Source organism: Streptomyces taklimakanensis (assembly GCF_009709575.1).
GTDB lineage: Bacteria > Actinomycetota > Actinomycetes > Streptomycetales > Streptomycetaceae > Streptomyces > Streptomyces taklimakanensis.
This window is the reverse complement of sequence record NZ_WIXO01000001.1, coordinates 176,269-203,201: the sequence shown is the minus strand read 5'-3', so window position 1 is coordinate 203,201 and position 26,933 is coordinate 176,269. Positions and strand designations below refer to the sequence as shown.

General features: G+C 75.0%; 17 protein-coding genes. 12 read left to right on the top strand and 5 right to left on the bottom strand.

Annotation, left to right across the window (positions count from 1 at the left end; translation table 11 throughout):
• The first annotated feature begins 180 nt into the window (after window positions 1-180).
• From F0L17_RS00880 to ccrA, 3 genes are read left to right on the top strand one after another with little or no spacing between them, the layout of a single operon-like run.
• Window positions 181-8,934 (top strand): non-ribosomal peptide synthetase, encoded by an 8,754-nt coding sequence (locus F0L17_RS00880; protein WP_155069303.1) that lies wholly within the window; start codon window positions 181-183, stop codon window positions 8,932-8,934.
• On the top strand, window positions 8,927-12,829 hold the full coding sequence (locus tag F0L17_RS00875) for a type I polyketide synthase (protein ID WP_155069302.1): 3,903 nt from the start codon (window positions 8,927-8,929) through the stop codon (window positions 12,827-12,829). Before F0L17_RS00880 ends, F0L17_RS00875 begins: the two co-directional genes overlap by 8 nt.
• A 47-nt stretch (window positions 12,830-12,876) precedes the next feature.
• A complete protein-coding gene (ccrA, locus tag F0L17_RS00870; protein WP_155072975.1) occupies window positions 12,877-14,061 on the top strand; it encodes a crotonyl-CoA carboxylase/reductase in 1,185 nt (394 codons plus the stop codon).
• Between the two features lie 78 nt (window positions 14,062-14,139).
• Here the strand turns inward: ccrA and F0L17_RS00865 are convergent, their stop codons facing one another.
• The 3 genes from F0L17_RS00865 to F0L17_RS00855 all read right to left on the bottom strand — a co-directional run bounded on the left by F0L17_RS00865 (window position 14,140) and on the right by F0L17_RS00855 (window position 16,622).
• Entirely contained in the window at window positions 14,140-14,805 is a 666-nt protein-coding gene (locus tag F0L17_RS00865; protein WP_338017901.1) for a 4'-phosphopantetheinyl transferase superfamily protein, read from the bottom strand.
• An 87-nt stretch (window positions 14,806-14,892) separates the two neighbouring features.
• On the bottom strand, window positions 14,893-16,371 hold the full coding sequence (locus F0L17_RS00860) for a class I adenylate-forming enzyme family protein (RefSeq protein ID WP_155069301.1): 1,479 nt from the start codon (window positions 16,369-16,371) through the stop codon (window positions 14,893-14,895).
• A complete protein-coding gene (locus F0L17_RS00855; protein WP_155069300.1) occupies window positions 16,371-16,622 on the bottom strand; it encodes an acyl carrier protein in 252 nt (83 codons plus the stop codon). Before F0L17_RS00855 ends, F0L17_RS00860 begins: the two co-directional genes overlap by 1 nt.
• Window positions 16,623-16,959: 337 nt before the next feature.
• Here F0L17_RS00855 and paaA point away from each other — a divergent pair, with 337 nt between their 5' ends.
• The 8 genes from paaA to F0L17_RS00815 all read left to right on the top strand — a co-directional run bounded on the left by paaA (window position 16,960) and on the right by F0L17_RS00815 (window position 23,466).
• Window positions 16,960-18,057 carry a 1,2-phenylacetyl-CoA epoxidase subunit PaaA gene (gene paaA / locus F0L17_RS00850; protein WP_155069299.1) on the top strand — a complete coding sequence of 366 codons (1,098 nt, stop codon included), beginning with the start codon at window positions 16,960-16,962 and terminating at the stop codon, window positions 18,055-18,057.
• Complete coding sequence (gene paaB / locus F0L17_RS00845; RefSeq protein ID WP_155069298.1) at window positions 18,054-18,365, top strand: 1,2-phenylacetyl-CoA epoxidase subunit PaaB; 312 nt, start codon at window positions 18,054-18,056, stop codon at window positions 18,363-18,365. The genes paaA and paaB overlap by 4 nt, the downstream gene beginning before the upstream one ends.
• Entirely contained in the window at window positions 18,349-19,146 is a 798-nt protein-coding gene (gene paaC, locus F0L17_RS00840) for a 1,2-phenylacetyl-CoA epoxidase subunit PaaC (RefSeq protein ID WP_162465629.1), read from the top strand. The genes paaB and paaC overlap by 17 nt, the downstream gene beginning before the upstream one ends.
• Window positions 19,143-19,679 carry a 1,2-phenylacetyl-CoA epoxidase subunit PaaD gene (paaD, locus tag F0L17_RS00835; protein ID WP_420802364.1) on the top strand — a complete coding sequence of 179 codons (537 nt, stop codon included), beginning with the start codon at window positions 19,143-19,145 and terminating at the stop codon, window positions 19,677-19,679. Before paaC ends, paaD begins: the two co-directional genes overlap by 4 nt.
• Window positions 19,680-19,687: 8 nt before the next feature.
• Window positions 19,688-20,836 carry a 2Fe-2S iron-sulfur cluster-binding protein gene (locus F0L17_RS00830; protein WP_338017900.1) on the top strand — a complete coding sequence of 383 codons (1,149 nt, stop codon included), beginning with the start codon at window positions 19,688-19,690 and terminating at the stop codon, window positions 20,834-20,836.
• A gap of 59 nt (window positions 20,837-20,895) precedes the next feature.
• Entirely contained in the window at window positions 20,896-21,672 is a 777-nt protein-coding gene (locus tag F0L17_RS00825; protein ID WP_155069296.1) for an SDR family oxidoreductase, read from the top strand.
• Between the two features lie 101 nt (window positions 21,673-21,773).
• Window positions 21,774-22,628: a tryptophan 2,3-dioxygenase gene (locus F0L17_RS00820; protein ID WP_155069295.1), complete on the top strand. Its 855-nt coding sequence runs from the start codon at window positions 21,774-21,776 to the stop codon at window positions 22,626-22,628.
• The gene (locus tag F0L17_RS00815; RefSeq protein WP_162465628.1) at window positions 22,618-23,466 is read left to right on the top strand and encodes an alpha/beta fold hydrolase; all 849 of its coding nucleotides are present in this window, start codon (window positions 22,618-22,620) and stop codon (window positions 23,464-23,466) included. Before F0L17_RS00820 ends, F0L17_RS00815 begins: the two co-directional genes overlap by 11 nt.
• A 382-nt stretch (window positions 23,467-23,848) precedes the next feature.
• On the opposite strand, the gene F0L17_RS26765 is transcribed toward F0L17_RS00815, so the two are convergent.
• Together F0L17_RS26765 and F0L17_RS00805 are read right to left on the bottom strand one after the other, a co-directional pair.
• The gene (locus F0L17_RS26765) at window positions 23,849-24,679 is read right to left on the bottom strand and encodes a hypothetical protein (RefSeq protein ID WP_162465594.1); all 831 of its coding nucleotides are present in this window, start codon (window positions 24,677-24,679) and stop codon (window positions 23,849-23,851) included.
• Window positions 24,680-24,936: 257 nt separating this feature from the next.
• Window positions 24,937-25,896, bottom strand: a complete 960-nt coding sequence (locus F0L17_RS00805; protein WP_155069292.1) for a LysR family transcriptional regulator — start codon at window positions 25,894-25,896, stop codon at window positions 24,937-24,939.
• A gap of 390 nt (window positions 25,897-26,286) precedes the next feature.
• Here F0L17_RS00805 and F0L17_RS00800 point away from each other — a divergent pair, with 390 nt between their 5' ends.
• Window positions 26,287-26,781 (top strand): hypothetical protein, encoded by a 495-nt coding sequence (locus F0L17_RS00800; RefSeq protein ID WP_155069291.1) that lies wholly within the window; start codon window positions 26,287-26,289, stop codon window positions 26,779-26,781.
• The last annotated feature ends 152 nt before the right edge of the window (window positions 26,782-26,933 follow it).

Here is a 26,933-nt window from a genome sequence, read left to right as displayed (position 1 = left end):
GGTTTCGCCGCCCCGGCGCACTCTTGGGGCATCTGCAGGACCGGCGGTGGGGCCGTGCCGACCCCACGCTTTCGGCGTGCGACCGCCCTTCCCCGCTCCGTGGGCCGAGGCCGCACCCCCGTCCGCCCGACCGGGCCGTCCCGGCCGGGACGCCACGACTTGCCACGTGAGGGTTGTGCCATGTCACTCCACGAGGAGTCACTCCGCGAGGACGATCACCGGCCACTGTCCGGAGCCCAGGAGGGGCTCTGGTACGCCGGGCGGCTCGCGTCCGACAGCGCCGCGTACAACACCGCAGAGGCGGTGGAGATCCACGGCGCCCTCGACACCGGCCTGTTCGAGACGGCCCTGCGCCGGACCGTGGCCGAGGCCGACACCTTCGCCCTGCGTTTCCTCGACACGGACGACGGCCCCCGCTGCCACCGGGCGCCGGACGCGGACGACTGGACGCTGCGGCGGATCGACGTCGGCGACGCCGACGACCCCGAGGCCGCCGCCCGGGAGTGGATCCGCACGGACCTCGCGACGCCGACGGACCCGGCCGAGGGGCCGCTGTTCTCGCACACCCTGCTCACCCTCGCCCCCGACCGGCACCTCTGGCTGCTGAGGGCCCATCACATCCTGCTCGACGGCTACGGCTACAAGCTCCTCGGCCGCCGCCTCGCCGACACCTACAACGCGCTGGTCGAGGGGCGCGAACCCGCTCCGGCCGGCTTCGCGCCCGTGAGCCGGTTGCAGACCGAGGAGGCGGCCTACCTCGCCTCCGAGCGCTGCGCCCGCGACCGGGCGTACTGGTCGCGGCGGCTGGCCGGACTGCCGGAGCCCGCACGGCTCACGCGCCGCACCGCCGCCCCCGTCGCCCCGTTCCTGCGCCGCACCGTGGAACTGGAGAGCGCCGACGCGCGGGCCCTGTCGGACACGGCCGCCCGGCTCGACGTCACACGCGCCGACCTGCTGGCCGCCGCTGCCGTCGTCTACCTGCACCGCATGACCGGCGCCGACGACCTGGTGCTGGGCATGGCCACGATGAGCCGGTCGGGCAGCGCCGCCCTGCGCACCCCGGGCACCGCCTCCGACGTCCTGCCGCTGCGCGTGGCCGCCGACCCCGGTGCCGCCGTCGCCGACCTGGTCCGGGCGGTCGCCGACGAAGTCCGGCAGCTGCGTCGGCACCAGCGGTACCGGGGCGAGTTCATCCGCCGCGACCTGAACCTGCTGGGCACCGGGCGCCGGCTGTACGGGCCGGTGCTGAACATCGTCCCGTTCACCGAGTCCCTCGAATTCGGCGGCCACCCGGCCACCTGGCACCACCTCTCCGGCGGCGCCGTCGACGACCTCCAGATCACCGTGCGGCCCGGGCCCCGGCCCGACGGGCTGTGGCTGGCCTTCGACGCCAACCCCGCCCTGTACGACGAGGACGAACTCGCCCTGCACCGCGACCGGTTCACGGCCCTCCTGCGCCGACTGGCGCGGGCCGCGCCCACCACCCCCGTGGGGGACCTGGACCTGCTGCTGCCCGGCGAGCACCCGCGTGACGCCCCCGTGCGGGACTTCCCGGTCGCCGCCACCCTCACCGACCTGTTCGAGCGGCAGGTCGAGGCCCGGCCGCGGCGCGTGGCGGTGACGCACGAGGGCGAGCGGCTCACCTACGCGGAACTCGACGCCGAGGCCAACCGCCTGGCCCGGCTCCTGGTCGAGCGGGGCGCCGCCCCGGGCCGGGTGGTGGCGCTGGCCCTGCACCGGGGCATGCGGCTGCTGCCCGCCCTGCTGGCCGTCCTCAAGACCGGCGCCGCCTACCTCCCGCTGGACCCCGGCCATCCGGCGGAACGCCTGCGGCTGGTCATGGACGACGCGTCGCCCGTCCTGCTCGTCACCGAGACCGACCTCGCCCGGCGCCTCACCGGCGGCGTCCCCACCGTCGTCCTGGACGATCCCGCCGTCGAGGCCGACCTCGCCGCCCGCCCGGCGGGCCGGTTGACCGACACCGAGCGTTCGGGCCCGACGAGCCCGTCGGACGTCGCGTACGTCATCCACACCTCCGGTTCCACCGGCCGCCCCAAGGGCGTGCCCGTCCCGCACGCCAACGTCGTCCGCCTCTTCGCCGCCGCGGCCGAGCACTTCGACTTCGGCGAGGACGACACCTGGACGCTGTTCCACTCCTACGCCTTCGACTTCTCGGTGTGGGAGATCTGGGGCGCCCTGCTGCACGGCGGCCGACTCGTCGTCGTCCCGTACGCCGTCAGCCGTTCGCCCCGGGACTTCCTGCGGCTGCTGCACCGCGAGGGCGTCACCGTGCTCAACCAGACGCCGTCCGCCTTCGAGCAGCTCATGGACGCGGACGGCGAGCAGGCACCCGGCAGCGGCCCGGACCCGGCGGGCACACTGCGCTACGTCGTCTTCGGCGGCGAGGCCCTGCGCCCCGAGCGCCTGCGGCCGTGGGCCGACCGGCACGGTCTCGAAAGCCCGGCGCTGGTGAACATGTACGGCATCACCGAGACCACCGTGCACGTCACCCACCACCGCATCACCCGGGCCGACCTGGTGGACCCCCGCCGGACGAGCGTCATCGGCAGGCCGCTGGCGGACCTGCGGGTGCACCTGCTGGACGCCGCGGGCCGACCGGTGCCGCCGGGCGCCGTCGGCGAGATGCACGTGGCCGGCGCGGGCGTGGCCGCCGGGTACCTCGACCGGCCCGGGCCGACCGCCGAGCGGTTCCTCGACGACCCCTTCGGCCCGCCCGGCGGCCGGATGTACCGTTCCGGCGACCTGGCACGGCGCCGCGCCGACGGCACCCTCGAATACCTGGGCCGGGCCGACCAGCAGGTGCAGCTGCGCGGCTTCCGCGTCGAACCCGGCGAGATCGAGGCCGTCCTCGCCACCCACCCGCGGGTCTCCCGGGCCGCCGTCGTGGTGCGCCGTGCCGACAACGGCGCCCGGCAACTCGTCGCCTACACGGTGTCGGCCGGGCAGGAGCCGCCCAGCCCGGCGGAGCTGCGCGCCCACGCCGCCGCGCAGCTGCCCGACCACATGGTCCCCGCGGCCTGCGTCGGGGTCGACGCGCTCCCGCTGACCGCCAACGGCAAGCTCGACACCGACGCCCTGCCCGCGCCCGACTTCACCGCCGCGGCGGCCGGCGCCCGCCCGCGAACCCCCCGACAGGCCCTGCTGTGCGCCCTGTTCGAGGACGTGCTGAGGCTGCCGCGCGACACGGTGGGCGTCGACGCCGACTTCTTCGACCTGGGCGGCGACTCCCTGCTCGCCACCCGCCTGCTGGCCCGCCTGCGGCACGAGACCGGGGCCGAGGTGGCCATCACCGCCCTGTTCGACGGCCCGACGCCGGCGGCGCTCGCGCAGCGGATCACCGACCGGCCGAGCACGGCCCCCGACCGCCCGGCGCTCGGTGACCTCGACCGCCCGGAGCGCGTCCCGCCGTCCTACGCCCAGGAACGCATGTGGTTCCTGAACCGGCTCGACGCCGCCGCGGCCACGTACAACATCCCGCTGGTCGTGCCGGTCGGCCCCACCGTGGACGCCGAGGCGCTGCACGCGGCGCTCGGCGACCTCGCCGACCGGCACGAGAGCCTGCGCACGGTGTTCGCCGAGCGGGACGGCGTACCCCGTCAGCGGATCCTGCCGCCGGGGGAGTCGCGCCCGCGGCTGCGCCGGGTGGACTGCCCGGCCGACGAGGTCGCCGCCCACGTCGCGGCGGCCTCCCGGCACCGCTTCGACCTGGCCGGCGAGGGCCCCCTGGCCGCCTGGCTGCTGGGGACCGGGGCGGAGCGGACGCTGCTGCTGGTGCTGCACCACAGCGCGGCCGACGGCTGGTCGCTGCGCCCCCTCGCGGACGACCTGTCCGCCGCCTACGCGGCGCGCCGCGCGGGCCGGGCCCCGGCCTGGGCCCCGCTGCCGGCGCAGTACGCCGACTACGCCGTCTGGCAACGCGCCCTGCTCGCCCCCGCCCCGGACGGCGGAGGACGGCTGGAGCGGCTGACCGCCCACTGGAGCGAGGCGCTGGCCGGCCTGCCCGAGGAGTGCACGGTGCCCGGCGACCGGCCCCGTCCCGCGGCCCCGCGCGGCGGCGGCGCCCAGGTCACCGAGACCGTGGACGCCGCGCTCCACCGGGGCCTGCTGGACCTGGCCGAACGTGCGGACGCCAGCCTCTTCATGGTGCTGCACGCCGCGCTGAGCGCCCTGCTCACCCGCTGCGGAGCCGGCGAGGACATCGTCGTCGGCACCCCCGTCGCGGGCCGCTTTGAACCCGCCCTGGACGATCTGATCGGACTGTTCGCCAACACCCTCGTGCTGCGCGCCGACACCTCCGGAAATCCCGCCTTCCGGGACCTGCTCGCCAGGCTGCGCCCGCACGACCTGGCGGCACTGGACCACCAGGACCTGCCCTTCGACCGGCTGGTGGACGAGCTGAACCCGCCCCGCCGCCCCGGCCGCCACCCGCTGTTCCAGGTCATGCTGGCGCTGCAGAACAACGAGCCCGCCGTGCTCCGACTGGACGACCGCGAGGTGCCGCTGCGGCCCACCGCCACCGGCACCGCCAAGTTCGACCTCTTCGTCGACGTCCTCGAACGGCGCGGTGCCGACGGCACGCCCGACGGGCTGGACCTGCACGTCGAGTACGCCACGGACCTGTACGACGCCTCCACCGCCGAGGAGTTCGCCCGCGCCCTGCGGGAGTCGCTGCGCGCGGTGTGCGCGGACCCGGACCGCAGGATCGGGGACCTCCCGGCGCCGCCCCCGCGCACCCCGGCCGCGCCCCGCGCGGTCGACGCCGCCGAGCCGGCGGACGCGGCCCTGTCCGTCCCCGGCATCCGCGACGCGGTCGCCCTGCCCGGCCCCGACGGCGAACCGCCGCACCTGTACGTGGTGGCGGGCCGCGCGGACGCCGCCGAGCGCGTCGAGCGGGTCCTCGACGAGGCCGGCCACGGCGCCGTCCGCGTCACGGCGGTCAACGCCCTGCCCCGCACCGCCGACGGCGCGCTCGACACCGACGCGCTGCGCGCCCTGCCGCCGGTGGACCGCACGGCCGCCGAAGCCTGGCGGCGGCGGCTCGCCCGGGTCCCCGGCGTCCGCACGGCCGAGGCCGGGGTGGAGGCCGCCGCGGAGGAACCGGGCCACCGACACGTCGGCCCCCCTCGCCGCACCGCCCCACCGGCCCCGGACGACAGCCCCCGCACGGCGACCGGAGCCGTCCCGGCGCTGAGCGAGGGACCGGAGCCGGCCGAACCGACCGTGCCCGACTGGGCCCGGGCCCTCGTCCGCGCGGCCGAACGCGACCGCGGCGACATCGTGCACGTGCACGCCGACGGCAGCGAGACGCGGCGCAGCTACGCGTCCCTGCTCACGGAGGCCTCCCGGGTCCTCGCGGGGCTACGGCGGGCCGGGCTGCGCCCCGGCGACCGGGTGATCCTCCAGTGCGACGCCACCGAGGACTTCCTCGCCGTGCTGTGGGGCTGCCTGCTGGGCGGTTTCGTCGCCGTCCCGCTGACCGTCCCCGCCTCCTACGCCACCTCCTCGGCGGCGCTGACCAAGCTGGAGGGCATCTGGCGGATGCTCGGCCGGCCCTGGACGGTGTGCTCGGCGGGGCCGGCGGCCGGCCTGCGCGACCTGGCGGCCCGCCGGAACTGGCCGGGGCTGCGGCTGACGACGGCCGACGCGCTGCGGGAGGCGCCCGAGGACCGCGACTGGTACGCCGCCCGGCCCGACGACCTCGCCCTGATGCTGATGACGTCCGGCAGCACCGGTCTGCCCAAGGCCGTGCGCCTGACCCACCGCAACGTGCTGACCCGGTCCGCCGCCACCGCGGCCGTGAACCGGCTCGGGGAGCGGGACGTCTCCCTGAACTGGATCCCGCTCGACCACGTCACCGGCGTGGTGATGTTCCACCTGCGCGACGTGTACCTGGGGTGCCGGCAGATCCACGCCCCGACCTCCTGGATCCTCCAGGACCCGCCGCGCTGGATGGACCTCGCCCACCGGCACCGGGTCACCGTCACCTGGGCGCCCAACTTCGCCTTCGGGCTGCTGGCCGAGCAGGCCGACCGCTTCCGGGACCGGGAGTGGGACCTGACACCGATGCGACTGGTGATGAACGCCGGCGAGGTCGTGGTGGCCGCGGCCGCCCGCCGGTTCCTGCACACGCTGAAGCCGTTCGGACTGCCGCAGGACGTGATGCACCCCGGCTGGGGCATGTCGGAGACCTGCTCGGTGGTCACCGACGCCGTGTTGCCGGCCGAACCGCCGGGCACCGACGAGACGTTCGTCAGTTGCGGCCTGCCCTACCCCGGCTTCGCCATGCGGATCGTCGACGAGCGGCACACCGTGCTCGCCGAGGGCGACGTCGGCCGGCTCCAGGTCCGCGGCACCTCGGTGACCGGGGGCTACCACGACAACCCGGCGGCCGACGCCGAGGCGTTCACCGACGACGGCTGGTTCGACACCGGCGACCTGGCCTTCCTGCGCGACGGCGAGCTGTACATCACCGGCCGCGCCAAGGACGTCATCATCGTCAACGGCGTCAACCACCACAGCCACGAGATCGAGGCCTGCGTCGAGGAACTGCCCTGCGTCGTCCGCAGTTTCACCGCCGCCTGCGCGGTGCGCTCCGATCCGTCGGCGGCCACCGACGAACTCGCCCTGTTCGTCCACCTCGCCCCGGGGCACGACCCCGCCACCGCGCTGCGGGAGATCGCCGGCAAGGTGACCCGGGAGATCGGCGTCAGCCCCGCCTTCCTCGTGCCGATCGCCGCCGACGCCGTCCCGAAGACCGAGATCGGCAAGATCCAGCGGACCAGGCTGCGCAAGAGCTTCGAGGCGGGCGCCTTCGACGACGCGGTCCGCCGGGCCCAGGTGCTGCTGGGGACGGCCGCCACCCTGCCCGACTGGTTCCTGCGGCCGGTGTGGCAGCGGGCCGAGCGCCACCGCCCGCGCGCGGCGGCGGCCGATCGGCACACCCTCGTCCTCGCGGGCGAGGACCCGCGGGCGCGGGACCTCGCCGAGCACCTCGCGCGGGCGCTGCGGGCCGACGGCGGGCTGTGCACCCAGGTCACCGGCGGGGCCTCCCCCACCCGGCAGGACGCCGCCCGGTACCGGATCCGCCTCGCCGAGGAGGCCGACCACAAGGCGCTGCTGCGGGCCCTCGAAGCCGACGGACGGCCGGTCGACGCCATCGTGCACCTCGGCGCGCCGCACACCGCGGCGGCCGCCGATCCGACAGCCGCCGAGACCGACACCGACTCCCTGATCGCGCTGGCCCGGGCCCTCGCCGACCGGCCCGCCGGGCCGGGCGGGCCGCGCCCGGTCGACCTGCTGTACGTGACGGCGGGCGCCCAGGCGGTCACCGCCGAGGACCGGCCCTCCCCGGCGCACGCCATGGCCGGCGCGGTGCTGAAGTCGCTGCGGGAGGAGGTGGGCGGGCTGCGGTGCGTCCACCTGGACCTCGACCCGCGAGGCGAGGAGGACCCCGTGCCCCTGCTGCTCGCCGAAACGGCCGGCACCCCCGCCGACACCGAGGTCGCCCACCGGGACGGCCGACGCCTGGTGCGCCGGCTGGCGCCCCTGCCCGAGCCGGCCCCCCGCACCGAGCCGCCCACCGCCGACGGCTTCCACCTGATCAGCGGGGGACTGGGCGGCGTCGGCACCGAACTCGCCGCCCACCTCCTGCGGACGCCCGGCACCCGGCTCCTCGTCCTCGGCCGGACCCCGCTGCCGACGCAGGACACCCGGCCGGAACACCCGGCCGCCGAAGAGGCCCCGGCCGCCCGCGTCGAGGCCCACCGGCGGCTGCGGGAACTCGGGGAGGTGCGGTACGCGTGCGCCGACGTGACCGACGAGCGGCAGGTGCGGGACGCCGTCCGCGCGGCCGCCGAGCACTGGGGCGTGCCTCTGGTGTCCGTGCTGCACCTGGCCGGGACCCTGGTCGAACGCCCCGTCGACGAACTGGACCCCGCCGCCTGGCGCACGGCCCTGGACGCGAAGGTGCGCGGCGCCTGGACCCTGCACCGGATGAGCGCGGACCACCCGGTGGACTCCTTCGTCACCTTCTCCTCGGTGAACGGCTACTTCGGCGGCGCCATGAACACCGCCTACGCCGCCGCCAACGCCTACCTCGACGCGCTCGCCCTGCACCGCCGCGCCCTCGGACTGCCCGCGCAGAGCCTGGCCTGGAGCATGTGGCGCGAGCGGGGCATGAGCAGCGGCTACCGGCTCGCCCCGCTCACCGAGGCCCGCGGCTACCGCGTCCTGGACACCGCCGCCGCGCTGCGCTCCTTCGACCTGGCCCGCACCCTGGACGAACCCCATCTGCTGATCGGCGCCGACCGCGGCGCCCCCTGGGTCCGCAGCCACGTCCTCGAACCGGCCCGGCAGGTGCGGCGCCTGGCCGGCCGCGTCGCCCTGGAGGAGGGCGCCGACCTCGGCGCGCTGTACCGGGCCGCCGCCGAGGCCGCCGGTGGCGACCACTGGGTGCTGCGCGCGGCCGGCGGCGCCGAGCGGCCGGCCGCGCCCTTCGACGACGCGGGGGAGCGGCTGCGGGCGCTGGAGGGCCGGCTCGCCGCTCTGTGGCGCGAGGTCCTGGGCCGCGACCGGGTCGGCCCGGACGAGAACTTCTTCGACCTGGGCGGCAACTCGCTGCTCCTGGTGTCCGCCCAGAGCGCCGTCAACCGGGCCTTCGGGTGCGACCTGTCGGTCGTCGACCTGTTCGCGCACCCCACCGTGCGCGACCTGGCCCGGCACCTGTCGACCCTGACCGGACCGGAGGCCCCCACGGCCGCGGACGCCCCGCCGGCGGCGGACCCGCAGACACCACCGCGGACCGCCGGGACCGGGCCGAGCGGCCTGGACCGCGCCAAGGAACGAGCCCAGCGGCAGCGCGCGGCCCGCGCCCGCCGCTCCGCACGGCACGGGAAGGACCGAGGCCATGCCTGAGACCACCGAACCGCAGGACGAGCAGGCGCCGGCCGTCGCCGTGATCGGCATGGCGGGCCGCTTCCCCGGCGCGGACGACCTGGACGCGTTCTGGGACAACCTGGCCGCCGGACGCGAGTCGGTGCGGCCCGTCGCGGACGAGGAGTTCCTGGCCGCCGGCGGAGCTGAGCGCGACCTCGACGACCCCACGCTGGTCCGCATGGCGTCGGTCGTCGAGGGGATCGACCGCTTCGACGCCGGGTTCTTCGGCTACAGCCCCGCCGAGGCGGCCGTCGTCGACCCCCAGCAGCGGCTGCTGCTGGAGACGGCGTACCACGCCCTGGAGGACGCCGCGTGCCTCGGTCCCGGCGCCGTGACCGGAGCGTTCGGCGTGTACGCGGGCAGCGGCGACAGCCGCTACTACCCGACCCACGTGCATCCGCGGTACGCCGGGCAGCCCGGATCGGTGGAACTCGTGCACGCGGCCACCGCCAACTCCCTGGGTACGCTCGCCACCCGCGTCTCCTACGAACTGGGGCTGACCGGCCCGAGCCTGTCGCTGCAGACGGCCTGCTCCACCGCGCTCGTCGCCGTGCACACCGCCTGTCAGGACCTGCTCGACCACCGGTGCGACACCGCGCTCGCCGCCGCCGTCTCCGTCAATCCCTCGGCGCTGCTCGGCTACCGCTACGTGCCCGACGGCCCCTTCTCGCCCGACGGACACTGCCGGGCGTTCGCCGAGGACGCGGCCGGCACCTCCTCCGGTGACGGCGTCGGCGCCGTCGTCCTCAAGCGACTGGAGGACGCCCTCGCCGACGGCGACCGCGTCCGCGCCGTCGTCCGGGGCAGCGCCGTCAACAACGACGGACGCCGCAAGGTGGGCTTCAGCGCGCCCAGCGCCGCCGGCCAGACCGAGGTGATCCTCGCGGCGCAGGCCCAGGCGATGATCGACGCCGACACCATCGGCCTGGTCGAGGCGCACGGCACCGCCACGCGCCTGGGGGACCCGATCGAGGTCGCCGCGCTCACCGAGGCCTTCCGGCAGTCCACGCGGCGCCGCGGCTACTGCGCCCTCGGCTCCGTGAAGACCAACATCGGCCACCTCGGAGCGGCCGCCGGCATCGCCGGGCTCGTCAAGGCCGTCCTGGCCCTGGAACACCGGCAGATCCCGCCGAGCCTGCACTTCGAGAGGCCCAACCCGCACATCGACTTCGCCGCCGGCCCGTTCCGGGTGCCCACCACCCTGGAGGACTGGCCGGCGGGCGGGCACCCCCGGCGGGCCGCGGTCAGCGCCTTCGGCATCGGCGGCACCAACGCCCACGTCATCCTGGAGGAGGCGCCGCCCGTCGCGCCCGCCCCGCCCCGCCCGCCCGCGGACGGCCGCCGCCTGGTGCTGCCGCTGTCCGCGCGCACGGCCGGTGCCCTGCGCGGCCAGGCCGAGGCCCTGGCCCGCCACCTCGAAAGGCGGCCGGAGGCGCGCCTGGACGACGTCGCGCACTCCCTGCGCGCCGATCGGCCCGCGCTGCGCCACCGCCTGGCCGTGACCGCCGCCTCCCGCGAGGAGGCCCTGTCCGCGCTGCGCGGCGCCGTGCCCGGCACGCCGCCCCTGCCGGACGAGCCCGTACGGGTGGCGTTCCTGCTGCCGGGCGGCGGCACCCAGTACCCCGGCATGGGCGCGGGGCTCCACCGCGAGCACGAGGTCTACCGCGACACCGTCGACGCGTGCGCGCGCATCCTGCGGCCCGTCCTCGGCGCCGACCTGCGCGACGTCCTGTTCGAGCGGCGGCAGACCGACAGCACGAGCACGTTCCTCGCCCTGGTGGTCACCGAGTACGCCCTCGCCCGCACCCTCATGGCGGCGGGGGTGCGGCCGGACGCGCTCATCGGCCACTCGCTCGGCGAGTACACGGCCGCCTGCCTGGCCGGGGTGATCGACCTCGACGAGATGCTGCCCCTGGTCGCCGAACGCATCCGGCTCATCGGCTCCGCGGGCGGGGCGACCGTCGGGGTGGCGGCGTCCGCCGAGGAGGTGCTGCCGCTGCTCGACGAGGAGTTGTCCCTCGCCGCGGTGAACGGCCCCGCCGCCTGTACCGTCGCCGGGCACGACGACGCCGTCACACGCTTCGAGGCCGAACTCGCCCGGCGGGACGTCCCGTTCCGTCGGCTGCGCATACCGGTCGCCGCCCACTCCCACGTCCTGGACCCGGTGCTGGAGACGTACGAGAAGCACCTGCGCGGCGTCACCCTGCGCCCGCCGCGGATCCCGTTCGTCACCAACGTCACCGGCACCTGGATCACCGACGCGCAGGCGACCTCGGTGCGGCACTGGATCGACCACACCCGCGGCACCGTGCGGTTCGCCGACGGCGTCACCGCCCTGTGGGAGCGCCGTCCCGTCCTGGTGGAGATCGGGCCGGGCGACACCCTGACCAAGCTGGCCGCCGCCCAGCTCGCGGAGCACGCGCCGGTGACGGTGACCACCATGCGGCACGCCAAGGCCGACGCCGACGACGGGTTCGTCCTGGCCGAGGCGCTGGGCCGGCTGTGGAGCGCGGGCGTGGACACCGCGCTCCCCGAGGTGCCGGGCGCGCCGAGGCGCGCGCCGCTGCCCCCTTACGCCTTCGAACGGCACCGCCACTGGATCGACGCCCCCGGCGCCCGCACGGACACCGGGGACGCGCCGGACGCCGGGGACGCGGCGGACGCCGAGCCGGCCCTCGACCCCCGGCCCCGCCTGACGACCGAACACGTGCCCCCACGCACCGAACGCGAACGGGCCGTGACCCGCCTGTGGGAGGAGACCCTCGGCATCGGCGGCATCGGCGTCCACGACAACTTCTTCGACCTGGGCGGCGACTCGATGCGCGCCGTCCTGCTGGTGGGCCGGCTGCGCCGGGCCGGCGTGCTCGACGTGCCCGCCGCGGCCCTGCTGGCCACACCCACCGTGGCCGGACTCCTGGCGGCGGCCGACGGCACCGGGGTGCGGCAGCCCGGCGGCGGGAACGCCCTGGCCCCGCTCCTGCCGCTGCGGCCCCAGGGCGACGCCGCACCCCTGTTCTGCGTCCATCCCGGGGCGGGCGTGTCCTGGCGCTACACGGGACTGCTGCCCCACCTCGGCGGAGACCAGCCGGTCTACGGCATCCAGGCCGCCGGCCTCGACGGCACCCGGCCGCCCGCGCCGGACGCGGCGTCCATGGTCGCCTCCTACCTCGCCCTCGTCCGCGAGGTGCAACCGCACGGCCCCTACCGGCTGCTGGGCTGGTCCTACGGCGGTTTCGTGGCGCACGCGATGGCCTGCGCCCTGCAGGAGCGGGGCGAGCGGGTGGAGCTGCTGGCCATGCTGGACGCTCCCCAGCCGCACGGTGTGGAGTACGACGCCGCGGCGATCGAACGTCAGGTGGCGTCCCTGTTGACGAGGGTGGCCGGCCTGCCCGTCGAGGGGGGAACGGCCGACGTGCCGGACGTGGCGACCGTCCTCGCCCGCATCGACGCCGGCCTGACGGCCGATCCGACGAGTTCGCCGGTCACCCGGGCCGAGGCCGAGGCCATCGCCGCGGTCATGCGCAACAACCTGCGCATCGCCCCTCGGTTCGCGCCCGGCGTCTTCCGCGGGGACGTGCTGTTCTTCAGCGCCGCCCGGGAGGAGACCACCGACTTCCCCGGCGACCCGGCCGTGCTGCCCGACAAGGCCGAGAGCTGGCGGCCCCACGTCGAGGGGACCCTGCACGACCACCGAGTGCCGTGCGGGCACTACGAGATGACCGAACCCGAGCCCATCGCGCTGATCGGCGCCACGGTCGCCGAGGCGCTGCGCGAGGCGCCCGACCGTCCGACCGGCCCGCCCCCGTCCGACCGGCCCGCCCCCGTCCGCCTCCCCGTCCCGAACGGGACCCGACCGCCCAGGAGCCCCATGTGACCGCGACCGCCACCCAGGACCTCTACGAACTCGGTGACGCGCCCGAGATGGGCACCGTGCCGAAGAAGATGTACGCCTCGCTGATCCGCCGCGAACGCTACGGGCGGCCCATCGACGCCTTCCGCACCGAAGTGGTCGACGTGCCTCCCGTCGGGCGCGGACAGGTGCTCGTCAAGGTGATGGCGGCCGGAGTCAACTACAACAACGTCTGGGCGGCCCTGGGACATCCGCTCGACGTGATCGCCGCCCGGCGGAAGGCCGGCGCCACCGAGGACTTCCACATCGGCGGCTCCGACCTGTCCGGCATCGTGTGGGCCGTCGGCGAGGGGGTGCGGGACGTCCGGCCGGGCGACGAGGTCGTCGTGCTGGCCAGCCGGTGGGACGAGACGGCCGAGGACATCCGCCTCGGCGCCGACCCGGCCTTCTCCACCACCCAGCGCGTGTGGGGGTACGAGGAGAACTACGGCTCCTTCGCGCAGTTCGCGGTCGTCGACGACTACATGTGCCACCCCAAGCCCGCCCGCCTGTCCTGGGCGGAGTCCGCCTGCTACATGGCGACGGCGGCCACCGCCTACCGCCAGCTCTTCGGCTGGGAACCGCACACGGTCCGGCCGGGCGACCCGGTGCTGATCTGGGGCGGGGCCGGCGGCCTGGGCAGCATCGCCATCCAGCTCGTGCGGCACGTCGGCGGCATCCCCGTCGCGGTCGTCTCCAGCGAGGAGCGCGGCGAGTTCTGTGTGGGGCTCGGCGCCCGGGGATGGATCGACCGGCGCGAGTTCGACCACTGGGGCAGGATGCCGGACACCTCCGACGAGGCGGCGATGGCCCGTTGGCTGGCCGGTGCGCGCGCCTTCGGGCGGCGCTTCTGGGAGGTGCTCGGCGAGCGCCGCAGCCCGCGCATCGTGCTGGAACACTCCGGCGCCGACACCATCCCCACGTCCGTGTACCTGTGCGCCAACGGGGGCATGGTCGTCATCTGCGGCGGCACCACCGGCTACAACGGAGACGTGGACCTGCGCTTCCTGTGGATGCGGCAGAAGCGGCTGCAGGGGTCGCACGTGGCCGGTGCCCGCGAGGCCCGCGAGGTGACCCGACTGATCGAGCAGGGCTTCGTCGACCCGTGCCTGTCGCGGACGTTCGGCTTCGAGGAGATCGGCCTGGCGCACCAGCTCATCCACGACAACCGCCACCCGGCGGGCAACATGGCGGTCCTGGTCAACGCACGCGCGTGACACGCCGACGGCCCCCGCCCCGTGCGTCGACCACGGGGCGGGAACCGCGGGGTCCGTGGGGGTCGCGGCGGCCGGCGGTCAGCGACCGGCCCAGCCGAGGACCGTACTGAACACGCCCGCGCCGACCGCCACCACCTCGACGCGCACGGCGAGCGCCGGGTCGGTCCGCGCCTCGATCCGAAGTCCCCGGACGAGCGAGTGCGCCCGCAGGTCGCGCAGGCTCCTCAGCAGGCCGTCCGGCAGCGCCCGCGGCCCGGTGTGCAGGGCCTTCCACGCGGCCTCCTTCGCCGAGAACAACGAGGTCACGGAGTACGGCGCCGTACCGGGCGGGAGAGGGCCCAACAACGCCTCCTCGTCGTCGCGCAGCACCAGCCGTGCCGCCTCGGCGGGCAGGGGGCGCAGTTCCAGGTCGCAGCCGAGCGGGAGGCCCCGGCCCGACGAGGCGGCCACGGCCACCGCGACGCCCGCGCTGTGCGCGATCGACGCCACCCGACCCGGCGGGAACCTCGGCAGGCGGCCCGCCCGCGGGATCTGCCCGCACTCCAGCCCCACCGCGCGCAGCGCGCGCCGCGCCGCGAGCCGGCCGGCCAGGAACTCCGACCGGCGCCGCGGCGGCATCGTCGCGGCCGCGGCCTCCTCGTCGGGCCCGGCGGGGACGGCCCGAGGGTCCGAGACGGCGGCGAGGCCCAGCCCGAGCCCGGCCGACGCCCACGCGGGTCGCTGCGGGTGCAGCCGGGCGGCCACCTCGGCGTACGAGCCGGCCGCCGCGCCGGGGGACGCCCCCGCACGACGGCCGGCCGCCGGAGCCGGGTGTCGACGCGGGCCCACCCGTCAGGCCCGCAGCAGCTTCTTGACGATCTTCCCGGCGGGGTTGCGGGGCACCTGCTCGATGAACTCCACCCGCCGCGGACGCTTGTAGGGCGCGAGCCGCTGCCCGACGTGGGCGAGCAGGTCCGCGGCCCGCGTGCCCGGCTCGGCGACGACGTACGCCAGCGGCACCTCGCCGTAGTCGTCGTCGGGCGTGCCGACGACCGCGGCGTCCCGGACCGCCGGGTGGGACACGAGGGCGCGCTCGATCTCCGAGGGGTACACGTTCTGGCCCGCCCGGATGATGACGTCCTTGGTGCGGTCCACGAGGTGGATGCGGCCCGCTCCGTCGACGAAGCCCAGGTCGCCGGTCCTGATCCAGCCGTCGAGGACGATCTCGCGCGTGGCCTCGGGGTCGTTCCAGTAGCCCTGCATCACGCCCGGTCCGCGCACGACGATCTCGCCGATCTCGCCGCGGGGCATCTCCCGCCCGGCCTCGTCGACCGCGCGGGCGGACATGCCGGGAACGACACGTCCGCAGGGGATGCGGGCGGTGACGTCCCCGGGGGCCGGGTGCTCGTCGGGGCCGAGGGTGACGAAGGGCCCGCCGACCTCCGTCATGCCGTAGACCTGCCGGAAGCCGCAGCCGAGGCGCTCCACGGCCTCGGCGTACACGTCCAGGGGCATGGGGGCGGCGCCGTAGAGGACCTCCCGCAGCGAGGACAGGTCGGCGCGCGCGGCGCCCTTGGCCCGGAGCATGAAGCGGAGCATCTGCGGGACCAGCCACATGTGGGTGGCGCGGTGTTCCTCCACCGCGGCCAGCGCCCGCTGCGGGGTGAAGCCGGGCATGAGCACGACGGTGGCGCCGGCGGCCAGGTAGGTCAGGGACACCACCATGCTGCCGTGGTACAGGGGGCAGCAGTTGACCATGACGATGTCGTCGGTGGGCCGCGCCATCACCAGCCAGCCCAGGGCGATGGCACGGAACGAGGCGCTGTCGACCGTGACGCCCTTGGCCCGTCCGGTGGTCGCCGAGGTGTGCAGCACGGCGATCGGGTCGGTGTCGGCCACCTCGGGCAGGGCACGCTCGGCGGCCAGGGAGCCCAGGGCCTCGAACGCCGGCGTGTCCAGCGCCATCCTGATCCGCACCGGCGCCGGCAGCTCGGGGTGCCGGTCCAGCAGCTCCGACTCACCGAGGACGGCCACCGCTCCGACGCGTTCGACGATGCCGGCGACCTCGGGCACGGCCAGGCTGTGGTTCAGCGGGACGAACAGCGCGCCGAGCCGGGCGAGCGCGAAGTAGGTCTCCAGGACCTCGACGCGGTCCTTGGACAGCACCGCGACGCGGTCGCCGCGCTCGATGCCCAGATCGGCCAGTCCCCGCGCCAGTTCGAGCGTACGGTCGTGGAACTGCGACCAGGTGAGCCGGCGCCGCTCGTCGACCAGTGCCAACCGGTCGGGCCGGCACTGTCGGTTGCGTTCCAGCAGCTGTGCCAGCCACATCACGCACCGCCGGCGCCGGCGGCGGAACGCTCGGCCACGAACCGCTCGTAGTCGGCGATCGTGTGCAGCTCCTCCATGGCGTCGGCGGTGATCTCCACGCCGAGCCGCTGCTCGACGAGCAGGACGAGACGCACCAGGTCGCCGGAGTCGATGCCGCTCGCGGCGAGGTCGACGTCGTCACCGACCCGCTCGGCGTCGGCGAACTCCGCGGTACCGGTGAGTTCGACCAGCAACTCCCTGATGGTGCTCATGCCTTCCCCTTTCGCCGCGGCGCGTGGCCGCCGAGCGGATCTCGTGGGTCCCGTGTCACCCGAACAAGAGGCCCGCGCGGCGGACGGCAATCCCCGCGGACCGGGTGACCTTTGTCACGCGCCCGCACTGCCCGGCGCGGGGATAGCGGGGCCCCGTGCGGCGCCTCTTTCCGAGACGGAGAGCGCGCCACCCGCCCGGCGGGACGGGTGCCGCGACGCGTCGGGCGTGCCGAAGCCCGAGGAATGCCGAAGGAGTGATGCCAGTGTCCAGGCCACGCGTCCGGTCCGAGGGCCGGTCCGGATCCCCCGTGGCGGAGACCGGCCGCGGAGGCGGCGCATGAGCGCACGGCCGCCCGCCACCGCACCCACCGCGCCCGCCGCGCAGGACGAGCTGCTCGCGCACTTCGACGGCCTCATCGCCGCGGGGGAGACCATCGAGCCCCGCGACTGGATGCCCGACGGCTACCGTCGGATGGTGCTCCGGCAGATGGCGCAGCACGCCCACTCCGAGATCATCGGCATGCAACCGGAGGGCGCCTGGCTCACCCGGGCCCCCTCCCTGCACCGCAAGTCGGTGCTCATCGCCAAGGTCCAGGACGAGGCCGGGCACGGGATGTACCTCTACTCCGCCGCCGAGACGCTGGGCGTGGACCGCGCCGAACTGCTCGACGCCCTGCACCGGGGCCGGCAGCGGGCCTCGGCGACGTTCGACCGCCCCGCGCCGACGTGGGCGGACACCGGCGCCATCGCCTGGCTGACGGACGGCGCCGCCGTCGTCAACCAGGCTCCCCTGTGCCGCACCTCCTACGGGCCGTACGCCCGGGCGATGCGCCGCGTCTGCCAGGAGGAGGCCTTCCACGTACGGCAGGGGTACGACCTCCTGCGCGCCCTGTGCGAGGGCACGCCGGAGCAGAAGGCGATGGCCCAGGACGCGGTGAACCGCTGGTGGTTGCCGGCCGTGGCGCTGATGTTCGGGCCGCCCGACACCGCGGCGGGCGGCGCCGACGCCCGCACCGCCGCGCTGGGCGCCGCGGTCTCCCGCCGCGCCATGGCCTGGGGCATCAAGCGCCACACCAACGACGAGCTGCGCCAACGCTTCGTCGACGGCTGTGTCCCCCAGGCCGAGCGCCTCGGACTCACCCTCCCGGATCCGGCGATCCGCTGGAACGAGGAACGCGGGCACTACGACTTCACCCCCGTCGACTGGGACGTCTACCGCGCGGCGCTCGGCGACGACGCGCACTGGTCCCGGCACCGCGTCGAACACCGGCGTGCGGCGCACGAGGACGGCGCCTGGGTACGGGAGGCGTCCGCCGCGTACGCCGCGCGCTTCGGGGCGGACGGACCGTCCCCGACCACGGACACGGCGGCGGACACGGCGGCGGACACGACCGCGACGGAGGCCGCGCGGGACGAGGCGGGTGAGCGCGCATGAGCCGGCGGCGGGAGGGCGCCCCGGCGTCCTGGGAGGTCTTCCTCAGACCCCGACGGGGCCTCGCCCACCAGCATGTGGGGTCCGTGCGCGCCGCCGACGCCGACACGGCCCTGCTGCGGGCCCGTGACCTGTACACCCGGCGCGGCGACCCGCTGTCGCTGTGGGTGGTCCGCTCGGACGCCGTGCACGCGGTGTCCCCGGACGAACGCGACCCGTTCTTCGCCGGCGCCCGCCACAAGCCCTACCGGTACCCGGAGCACTTCGCGCCACTGACCGAGAAAGGCCCCGACGGTGACCACCTCGACTGACCCGGCCCCGACCGCCGGGACCGCCCGCGTCGACGCCCGCCTCGCCGTGCACCTGTTGCGCCTGGGCGACGACGCCCTCGTCCTCGGACAGCGGCTGTGCCAGTGGATCACGCGGGCGCCGACCATCGAGGAGGACATGGCCCTGTCCAACATCGCCCTGGACCTGATCGGCCACGCCCGCACGCTGTTCACCCTCAGCGGACGCGTCGACGGCACCGGACGTTCCGAGGACGAGTTCGCCTTCACCCGCTCCGACCGGGAGTTCACCAACGCCCTGCTGACGGAGCTGCCCGGCGGCGACTTCGCGGTGACCGTCGCCCGCCAACTGGCCTACACCCACTACGCGGCCCTGTACTACGAGGCCCTGGCCGGCAGCGCGGACGCCCGGCCGGCCGCGTTCGGGGAGCGGGCCGCCAGGGAGGTGGCCTTCCACCGGATGCACGCCGACAACTGGACGCTGCGGCTGGGGCTCGGCACCCCCGAGAGCTCCCGCCGGATGCAACGGGGCCTGGAGCGGGTGTGGCCCTACACCGCCGAACTGTTCGACGAGGACGAGGTGGTGCGTCACCTCGCGGCGGCGGGCACGGTGCCCTCGCCGGCCCCGCTGCGCCCGGCGTGGGAGCGGCGCGTGAGCGAGGTCGTGACCCGCGCGGGTCTGACCGTGCCGACCCCGAGCCAGCAGCTCCGGGGCGGCCGGGCGGGCCTGCACACCGAGGAGTTCGGACCGCTGATCGCCGAGATGCAGTCGGTGCACCGCCGGTTCCCGGGAGGCCGCTGGTGAACGGCCCGACCCCCTCGGCGCCACGACCCGTCCCACCCCCGCGCCCCGCCCGCGCGGTGGCGGAGGTCCGGGCCCTGGTGGAGGCACTGCCCGATCCGGAGCTGCCGATGATCGGCCTCGGCGACCTCGGCGTGATCCGCTCCGTCGCCCCGGCCGCCGACGGAGTGCTCGAAGTGGAGATCACCCCGACCTACCTGGGCTGCCCGGCGCTGCCCGCCATCGTCTCCGCGATCCGGGACGCCCTCGCCGCCAGCGGCCACCCCGAGGGGCGGGTCCGGCAGGTGCTGTCCCCGCCGTGGACGACGGACCGCGTCACGGCGGCCGGCCGGGAGAAGCTCGCCGCCCACGGCATCGCCCCGCCCGTACCCGCGCCGGCGAACGGTCCGGTCCCCGTCGCACCGATCGCGGTGCCCTGCCCGCACTGCGGCTCCCGGGCCACCCGGCCGCACAGCCCCTTCGGGCCGTCCCGCTGCCAGTCCGTGCTGCGGTGCACGGCATGCCACGAGCTGTTCCCCCACCTGAGCGCGTTGTGAGGCCGACCGTGAACACCGCCGCCACGACCGGCGACACGCCCACGGACCCCCGTCCGGAACACCCCGACCGACCCCGGGCCGCGGGACGGCGCACCGGCCGGTACCGGCTCGCGGTCGTCGAGGTCCGACACCTCACCGGGGACGCGGTCGCGGTCACCCTCGAGGTGCCCGACGCCCTGCGCGACGTCTTCGCCCACCGACCCGGCGAGCACGTCGTCGTCCGGCACCGCCGGGCCGGTGGGGAACTGCGCCGCAGCTACTCGGTGTGCCCCCCGCCGGCCGACCCGGCCGCGCTGCGCCTGGTGATCCGCCGCGGCGCCCCCGACGGCTTCGGGGCCCACGCCGCCGCCAACCTGTCGCCGGGCGACACCCTGGAACTCTCCCCGCCCACGGGCACGTTCGCCCTGTCCGGGCGGCCCGGCGGTCACCACGTCCTGATCGCGGGCGGCTCCGGCGTCACACCGCTGGCCGTCATGGCCGCCGCCGCCCTGCGCGAGGACTCCGCCTGCCGCGTCTCCCTGATCCACTCGGTCCCGACGGCCGCCGACGCGCTGCTCGCCGACGAACTGTCCGAGTTGAAGGACTCGTTCGTCGACCGCTTCACCGCCCTGTACGTCCTCACCCGGGAAGAGCACGGCAGCGGGCTGTCGGACGGGCGGATCGACGACGCGAAGCTGCCGCGCCTGCTCACCGCGGTCGACGCCCACCCCGACCCCGGCACCACGTTCGCCCTGTGCGGCCCGCCCGGCATGGTCGACGCGGTGCGCCGGGCGCTCACGGCGTGGGGCGCCGACCCGGCCCGGATCCGCTCGGAAGCCTTCACCCCCGCGGGCCCCCCACCGCGGAGCGCGCCGCCCCGGCCGACGGCCGCCGCGCACCGGACCCGCGTCACCGCGCTGCTCGGCGGCCACCGCCGCCTGGCGGCCGCCGGACCCGAGGACGCCTCGATCCTGGACGCGCTGCTGCGCACCCACCCCGACGTGCCCCACGCCTGCCGTGAGGGGGTGTGCGGCAGCTGCCGCGCCCGGGTCCTGTCCGGCCGGGTGACGGCAGGTCCCCAGCACGCCCTCCACGCCGAGGAACTGGCCGCGGGCTACACGCTCGTGTGCCGGGCCCGGCCGCTCGACACCGAACTCACCCTCGACTTCGACGCCTGACCCGGCGCACACCCGTCGCGCTCCCGGTCCGGCCCCCACCCCACCCGAAGGAGAAGACGTTGACCACCACCCTGCCGCACGAGGGCAAGACCGTCCTGGTCACCGGAGGCAGCCGCGGCATCGGTCGGGCCGTCGCCCGACGTCTGGGCCGGGAGGGCGCCCTCGTGGCGGTCCACTACGGGCACGACCGGACGGCGGCCGAGCGCACGGTCGAGGAGATCGAGGCCGACGGCGGCCGGGCCTTCCCCGTCCACGCCGAACTCGGCGTACCCGGCGACGCCGACACCCTCTGGGAGGCCTTCGACCGCGCCCTGGCCGAGCAGGACGCGCGGCCCGGCGTGGACATCCTCGTCAACAACGCCGGCATCACCCTCCCGCGCCGGATCGCGGACGTCACCGAGGCGGACTACGACCGGGTGTTCGCCGTCAACACCAAGGCGCCGTTCTTCATCGTCCAGCGCGGGCTGGACCGGCTGCGCGACGGCGGCAGGATCGTGAACGTCTCCTCGGTGGCCACCCGCGTCGCCTTCCCCCCGATCGTCGCCTACACCATGACCAAGGCCGCCCTGGACTACCTCACCCTCTCCCTCGCGCAGGAGCTGGGCCCCCGGGGCATCACCGTGAACAGCGTCGCGCCCGGCTACACCGAGACGGAGATCAACCCCACGCTGAGCGTCCCGGAGATCCGCCGGAAGTACTCGGAGGCCTCCGTGTTCGGCCGGCTCGGCGCCCCCGCGGACATCGCCGACGTCGTCTCCTTCGTGGCGAGCGACGACGCCCGCTGGGTGACCGGCCAGTGGATCGACGCCTCCGGCGGCGTCCACCTCGGCGTGTGAGAGAGCCGCTCACGGCACCGCTTCCCCGCACCGCACGACCGGTGGCCCCCGCCCGGTTCGTCCGGCCGCACTCCCGGCCGACGGCAGCACCAGGAGATGCCATGAACGACGACACGTCAGCCCCCGCCCCGCCCGACGCCGACGACCTCGACCCGCCGACCCGGCCCTTCCCGGGCGCGAGCCCCTACGACACCTACGTGCACGCGTCCGTCCTCAACACGCTGCAGCACCCCCTCACCGAGGCCCCGGACGAGATGGGCTTCCTCGTCACCACCCAGGTGATGGAGCTGTGGTTCACCCTGATCGTCCACGAGTGGCGCACCGCGAGGACGGCCCTCGCCAAGGACGACCTGGACGCCGCCGGGGACGCACTGGTACGCAGCCGCCGCGCCCTGACCGCCCTCAACGCGGCCTGGGCACCGCTCGCCGCCCTGACACCCGCCCGGTTCAACGGTTTCCGGGCCGCGTTCGGCGAGGCGTCCGGCTTCCAGTCGGCCATGTACCGGCACATGGAGTTCCTGCTGGGCGACAAGTCGGCCGGAATGCTCGACCTGCACCGGGGCGACGCCGCCGTCCACGAGGCGCTCGGCGAGACCTACCGCGAACCGTCCCTCTACGACGAGGTGCTGCGCTTCCTGCACCGGCGGGGCCTGCCCGTCCCCGAACACGTCCGGAAGCGGGACGTGACCACACCCCACACCTGCGACCCGGATGTGGTCGAGGCCTGGCGGCAGGTCTACGCCGGTCCACGGCACGACCCGCTGCTCACCCTCGGCGAACTGCTCACCGACATCGCCGAACTCGTCGAGCGCTGGCGCTTCGACCACGTCATGGTCGTACGCCGCGCCATGGGCACCAAGAGCGGCAGCGCCGGATCCACCGGGCTCGCCTGGCTCGAGCGGCGCGCGGCCCGCCCGGTCTTCCCCGAACTGTGGGAGGTGCGCGGTGGCGTCTAGGCCGATGTCCGCCTTCGCGGCCGAGGAGGAGAAACGGGTCCTGAGCCTGAAACCGGTGCTGGCACCGGCGCACGGCTCCTACGGGGGCCACCCCCACCAGGCCTACGACGCCTGGCCCGCCGAAGATCCCGACGCCCCGCTGGTGATCCTGCTGCACGGCGGCTACTGGCGCTACGACCGGATGCACCTGACCCCCTTCGCGGCGTACCTCGCGCAGCAGGGCTTCGACGTCCTGCTCCCGGGCTTCCGCCGATCCGGCGGCGCCGGTGGCTACCCGGAGACGTTCGACGACATCGCGCGGATCGTGGACACCCTGCCGCGGGGACGACCGTACGTCCTGGCGGGGCACTGTTCGGGCGGCCACCTCGCCCTGTGGTGCGCGGCTCGCGGGCTGCTGCCCCCCGGCTCGCGCTGGCACACCCGCGATCTGCCCACCGCCGTGCTGGCGCTCGCCCCGATCACGGACCTCGCCGCCACCCGCCGCGACGACCTCAGCGACGGTGCCGCCCTGCAACTCCTCGGCGGGGAGGAGCTGTTCGAGCAGCGGCTGCCGTCGGTCGACCCCCTCACCCTGGTGCGCGAGGCGGGCACGACCGGCGTCCCCACCGTGCTGCTGTACGGAGCCGTCGACGAGGAGGTCCCGCTCACCCAGTTCGCGGACTACGCGTCCGTTCACCGTGACCTGAGGACCGTCGTGCTGCCCGGCACGGGCCACTACACCCTCATCGAACCGGGCGCGCCCGGCGCCCGGGCGGTCGCCGACACCCTGAGGGAGATGTCGGCCGCCTTCGGCGCGCGATGCCCGGACGGCGACGGTCGAAGGGCCCCCCGGACGTGACGACCGCACCCACCGCACCCACCGCACCCGACGGACGGCCACACGACCGGCCGGCCGCCCCGCCCCGGATGCCGACGCCGTGGTTCCCGGACGGCTCGTGACACATCGACGGCCACGGCGACCGGACGGCGGCACAGGTGCGGGCCGCGAGGGTGTCGGCACACCCGGCCGGTGTCGACCTTCGAGTTGGTTGAGGCTCGACGATGGCGGGGTGCCACACTCCGAACTGATGCCGATCGGTGTCTTCGCCCGACGCACCGGTCTGACCTCGAGCGCCCTGCGCTTCCACGCCGACCTCTCCTCACTTCCGGGCACCAGGAGCCGCCACCCGCTCGACCTTCGGCAGCCGCCGAAGAAGTTCGGTGAGAACCGTGGGAGAACCTCATCGCTGGTCCCGCGCCCTCAGCCCGGCGACGGCCTCGTCGCGCAGGCTTCCGGGACTGGTGGCCACGGCCTGGGGCACTCCCTTGTTCCAGTTCCCGGCCATCTCGTCGAGACCGGTGCGGTACCCGCTGCGTATTCGGGCGCGGGCGAAGAGACAGGTAACGGCCACCAACGGACGTGCCCAGCCACGGCCGTGAAAAGTGGTCAGCACGGTGATCCTCCAGCGACCGTTCCGTGTCCGATCCACCGTGGCCTGGACCAGAACCCGCAGCAGGGGGTGACGGATCCCGACGGTCAGCGGGGCGGGGGAACGGCCGTCGGAGGCCCACCAGCGAGTGAGGTCGAGGCCGGCCTTGAACGCACCACGGCGGTAGCGGGCGAGCGGGCCGTCTCCCCGGAACTCCCCCTCCGCCGTGAGCGAAGCGGGCCGGTACCCGCCGTGCAGGGTGACCTCGCCGTGCGCCTCCGACTGCGGACCACTGGCGGTGAGGCGCAGCCTGGTGCTGCCGGTGCGGCCCCACTCCACGACCTCCACCCCCACCTGCGGGAAGTCCACCCCGGGGGGAGCCTGGCTCTGCTCCCGGTTCCGCGCCCCGGCCTCACCGGCGGCCTCGTCCCCGTCCTCGTTCCACACCACCTCGTACCGGGCACCGGGAGTGAGATGGCGTCCCGCGGTGTGCCGGACGTCGGGGACGGGCTCGCCCTCGAGGTGGAGGATCCCGTTCTCCGGGTGCAGTTCCTCCAGCAGTCGGTGGAGGGAGGCGACCATTTCCTCCACCCATCGGCGGGGCAGCGACTCGAGCGTGACGGTATGGCGCAGGGAGGGCATGGGGCGAGCCTGCCACAGGGCCGACCCGCGGCACCTCGGCGATCGTGCCGTGGGCGATCAGAGCTTGTCCCGTACGTGGGCGTGGTGAGTTGGGGATGCCTGACGGTATGGTCGCCCGGCACGCCACCGAGGCCACCGTCGACACCGCCGAGCAGACGGCGCTGGAGGGCCTCGCCACACCGTTCGTAGCGGCGAGTTCGACGGCTGTGGCCGACTGCCGTGGGCGGTATCGCGGCTGTGCCGGGCGGGGCGGGCGGTTACGGGTGGGCGCCGTTGTGCGGAGTCGACTGTGCGGCTTGTCGTACGGCGGTGACGGCGGGGTTGTCGCGGTGTTCGGCCACCCAGGCCAGGGCCGAGGTGCACGGCGGCAGGCCGTCGACGTCGACGTAGTCGACGCCGGGGCGGCGGAAGAGGTCGCGGGCGGCGGCCGGCAGGAAGGCCATGGCCTCGCCCTGTGCCACGGTGTGCAGCAGGGCTTCCAGGTCCGCGGCGACGGGCCCGTACCGCACCGGGGTGCCGTCGGGGCGCGGGTCCACCGCCCAGAAGTCCCACCACACCCGCGGCACCCGAGGGGGGACGTCGACGACCGGGTATCCGGCGAGTTGGTCGAGGGTGATCCGGGGCCGGGCCGTCAGCGGGTCACCACTGGGCAGGCAGGCCACTCGGGGTTCGGTCGCCAGGTGGTGCACCTCGATGCCATCGGGAACCGGCGGCCGCAGGAAGGCCACGTCGGCCTCCCGCCGGTACAGGGCATCCAGTTGGTCGACGAAGTTCAGGCCGAGGACCTCCACCTCCAGGTGGGGGTGCCGGCGGTGCAGCGCCCGGAGTACGGCGCGGGCGTGCGGCATGGCCGCCTCCGCGCCGATGGTGCCCACCCGTAGCCGGCCGGAGAGGTGACGCCGCTGCGCGGTCGCGGCCCGCCGCAGCCGCACCATCGCCTCGACGGCCGCCCGGACCTCGGGCAGTAGCGCCCGGCCGGCCGCGGTGAGGGCGACCGTCCGGCTGGAGCGCTCGAAAAGCGCCACTCCAAGACGCTTCTCGAGATTACGGATCTGCTGGCTGAGGGCCGATTGCGTAATGAACAACCGTGCCGCGGCATGGCCGAAATGCAACTCCTCACTCAATGCCAGGAACAATCGCAACTGGTGAATGCTGGGTTCCGTCGATGACGTCACGCACGTACCGACGGGCTTTTCTGTCGCCTCACCTGCAACCATGGGGAGCAGTTTATCGAACACGCCGCAGTTCTCATCGATCACCGCATGACACCGGCCGTCCCGCCGTGCGAATCTCTAAAAGCACCGGCCGGCCGAGTCGGCCATCGCAGAATCGGGCTCGTCTCTGCTCCGGGACAGGGCGAAAAAGGGGGGATCAAAGCAGAGGCGTTGAATCGCCTCCCATGAGGTGTTCTGCCTTGTGAGCGGACCCGGGAGTGGTTCGCATGTTTACCCGCGACGCCCCCGGGCTTGTGTGACAGGCGGACGGTGGGTTCCGTACGGCCATTTCCGGCACCCGCCTTGCCCAAGGCTTCGGTCTGAGCCGAAAGGCCTCCCACCCCGCCGGTCCGATGATCGCAGACCGACCACGATCACCACGGAGGATCAAGCATGGCCTTACATCGCAAAGTAGCAGGACTCATCGCGGGGGTGAGCCTGGTCGTCGGCGGCCTCCTGGCCACCACACCGGCCCATGCTGCCCCGTCCGACGACCGGGCAGTGAGCACCACCACGCAGGCCGTCCGCACGTCTGCGGCAGGCGCAGAACACAAGCTCGGGGCGACGGCCACATCACCGTCGATCAGCCCCGCCGCCAAGAGGGTCCGCTACGTCACCAACGGATCCTACAGCTGCCCCTACGGAACCCTGTGCGCTCGCGTGTGGGACCCGACCCGCGGTAAGTACAAGGTGTTCGACCTGTACTACTGCAACACCTATTCCCTGTCCTACTGGGGCTCCAGCGGCGGCTTCTACAACAACCAGACCACCGGCACCGTAGCCAAGTTCTACAACTCGACCGGTGGCGTCTACCACTCCTCCACCGCGTACAGCGTCGCCCCGTCCTGGTTCAACTGGGACCCGGTCTGGAAGATCGAGAACTGCTGATCACCAAGACGCGTCCCGCGAAGGGCCCTCGCCGACCGCCGGCGAGGGCCCTTCGGCGGGTCCGAGATCGCCGATACCGTTCAAGCACCCGCCGACTCGACCAGAAACTCGGGCCTCCGGCCGGCAACGCGGTAACGGACCCTCCCCGTGGG

What these genes read in the sequence shown, in the direction of transcription:
- F0L17_RS00880 (WP_155069303.1), top strand. Translation starts at nt 181, where the DNA reads ATGTCACTCCACGAGGAGTCACTCCGCGAGGACGATCACCGGCCACTG.
- F0L17_RS00875 (WP_155069302.1), top strand. Translation starts at nt 8,927, where the DNA reads ATGCCTGAGACCACCGAACCGCAGGACGAGCAGGCGCCGGCCGTCGCC.
- F0L17_RS00860 (WP_155069301.1), bottom strand. Translation starts at nt 16,371, where the DNA reads ATGTGGCTGGCACAGCTGCTGGAACGCAACCGACAGTGCCGGCCCGAC.
- F0L17_RS00855 (WP_155069300.1), bottom strand. Translation starts at nt 16,622, where the DNA reads ATGAGCACCATCAGGGAGTTGCTGGTCGAACTCACCGGTACCGCGGAG.
- F0L17_RS26765 (WP_162465594.1), bottom strand. Translation starts at nt 24,679, where the DNA reads ATGCCCTCCCTGCGCCATACCGTCACGCTCGAGTCGCTGCCCCGCCGA.
- F0L17_RS00820 (WP_155069295.1), top strand. Translation starts at nt 21,774, where the DNA reads ATGAACGACGACACGTCAGCCCCCGCCCCGCCCGACGCCGACGACCTC.
- F0L17_RS00805 (WP_155069292.1), bottom strand. Translation starts at nt 25,896, where the DNA reads ATGGTTGCAGGTGAGGCGACAGAAAAGCCCGTCGGTACGTGCGTGACG.
- paaA (WP_155069299.1), top strand. Translation starts at nt 16,960, where the DNA reads ATGAGCGCACGGCCGCCCGCCACCGCACCCACCGCGCCCGCCGCGCAG.
- paaB (WP_155069298.1), top strand. Translation starts at nt 18,054, where the DNA reads ATGAGCCGGCGGCGGGAGGGCGCCCCGGCGTCCTGGGAGGTCTTCCTC.
- ccrA (WP_155072975.1), top strand. Translation starts at nt 12,877, where the DNA reads ATGGGCACCGTGCCGAAGAAGATGTACGCCTCGCTGATCCGCCGCGAA.
- F0L17_RS00800 (WP_155069291.1), top strand. Translation starts at nt 26,287, where the DNA reads ATGGCCTTACATCGCAAAGTAGCAGGACTCATCGCGGGGGTGAGCCTG.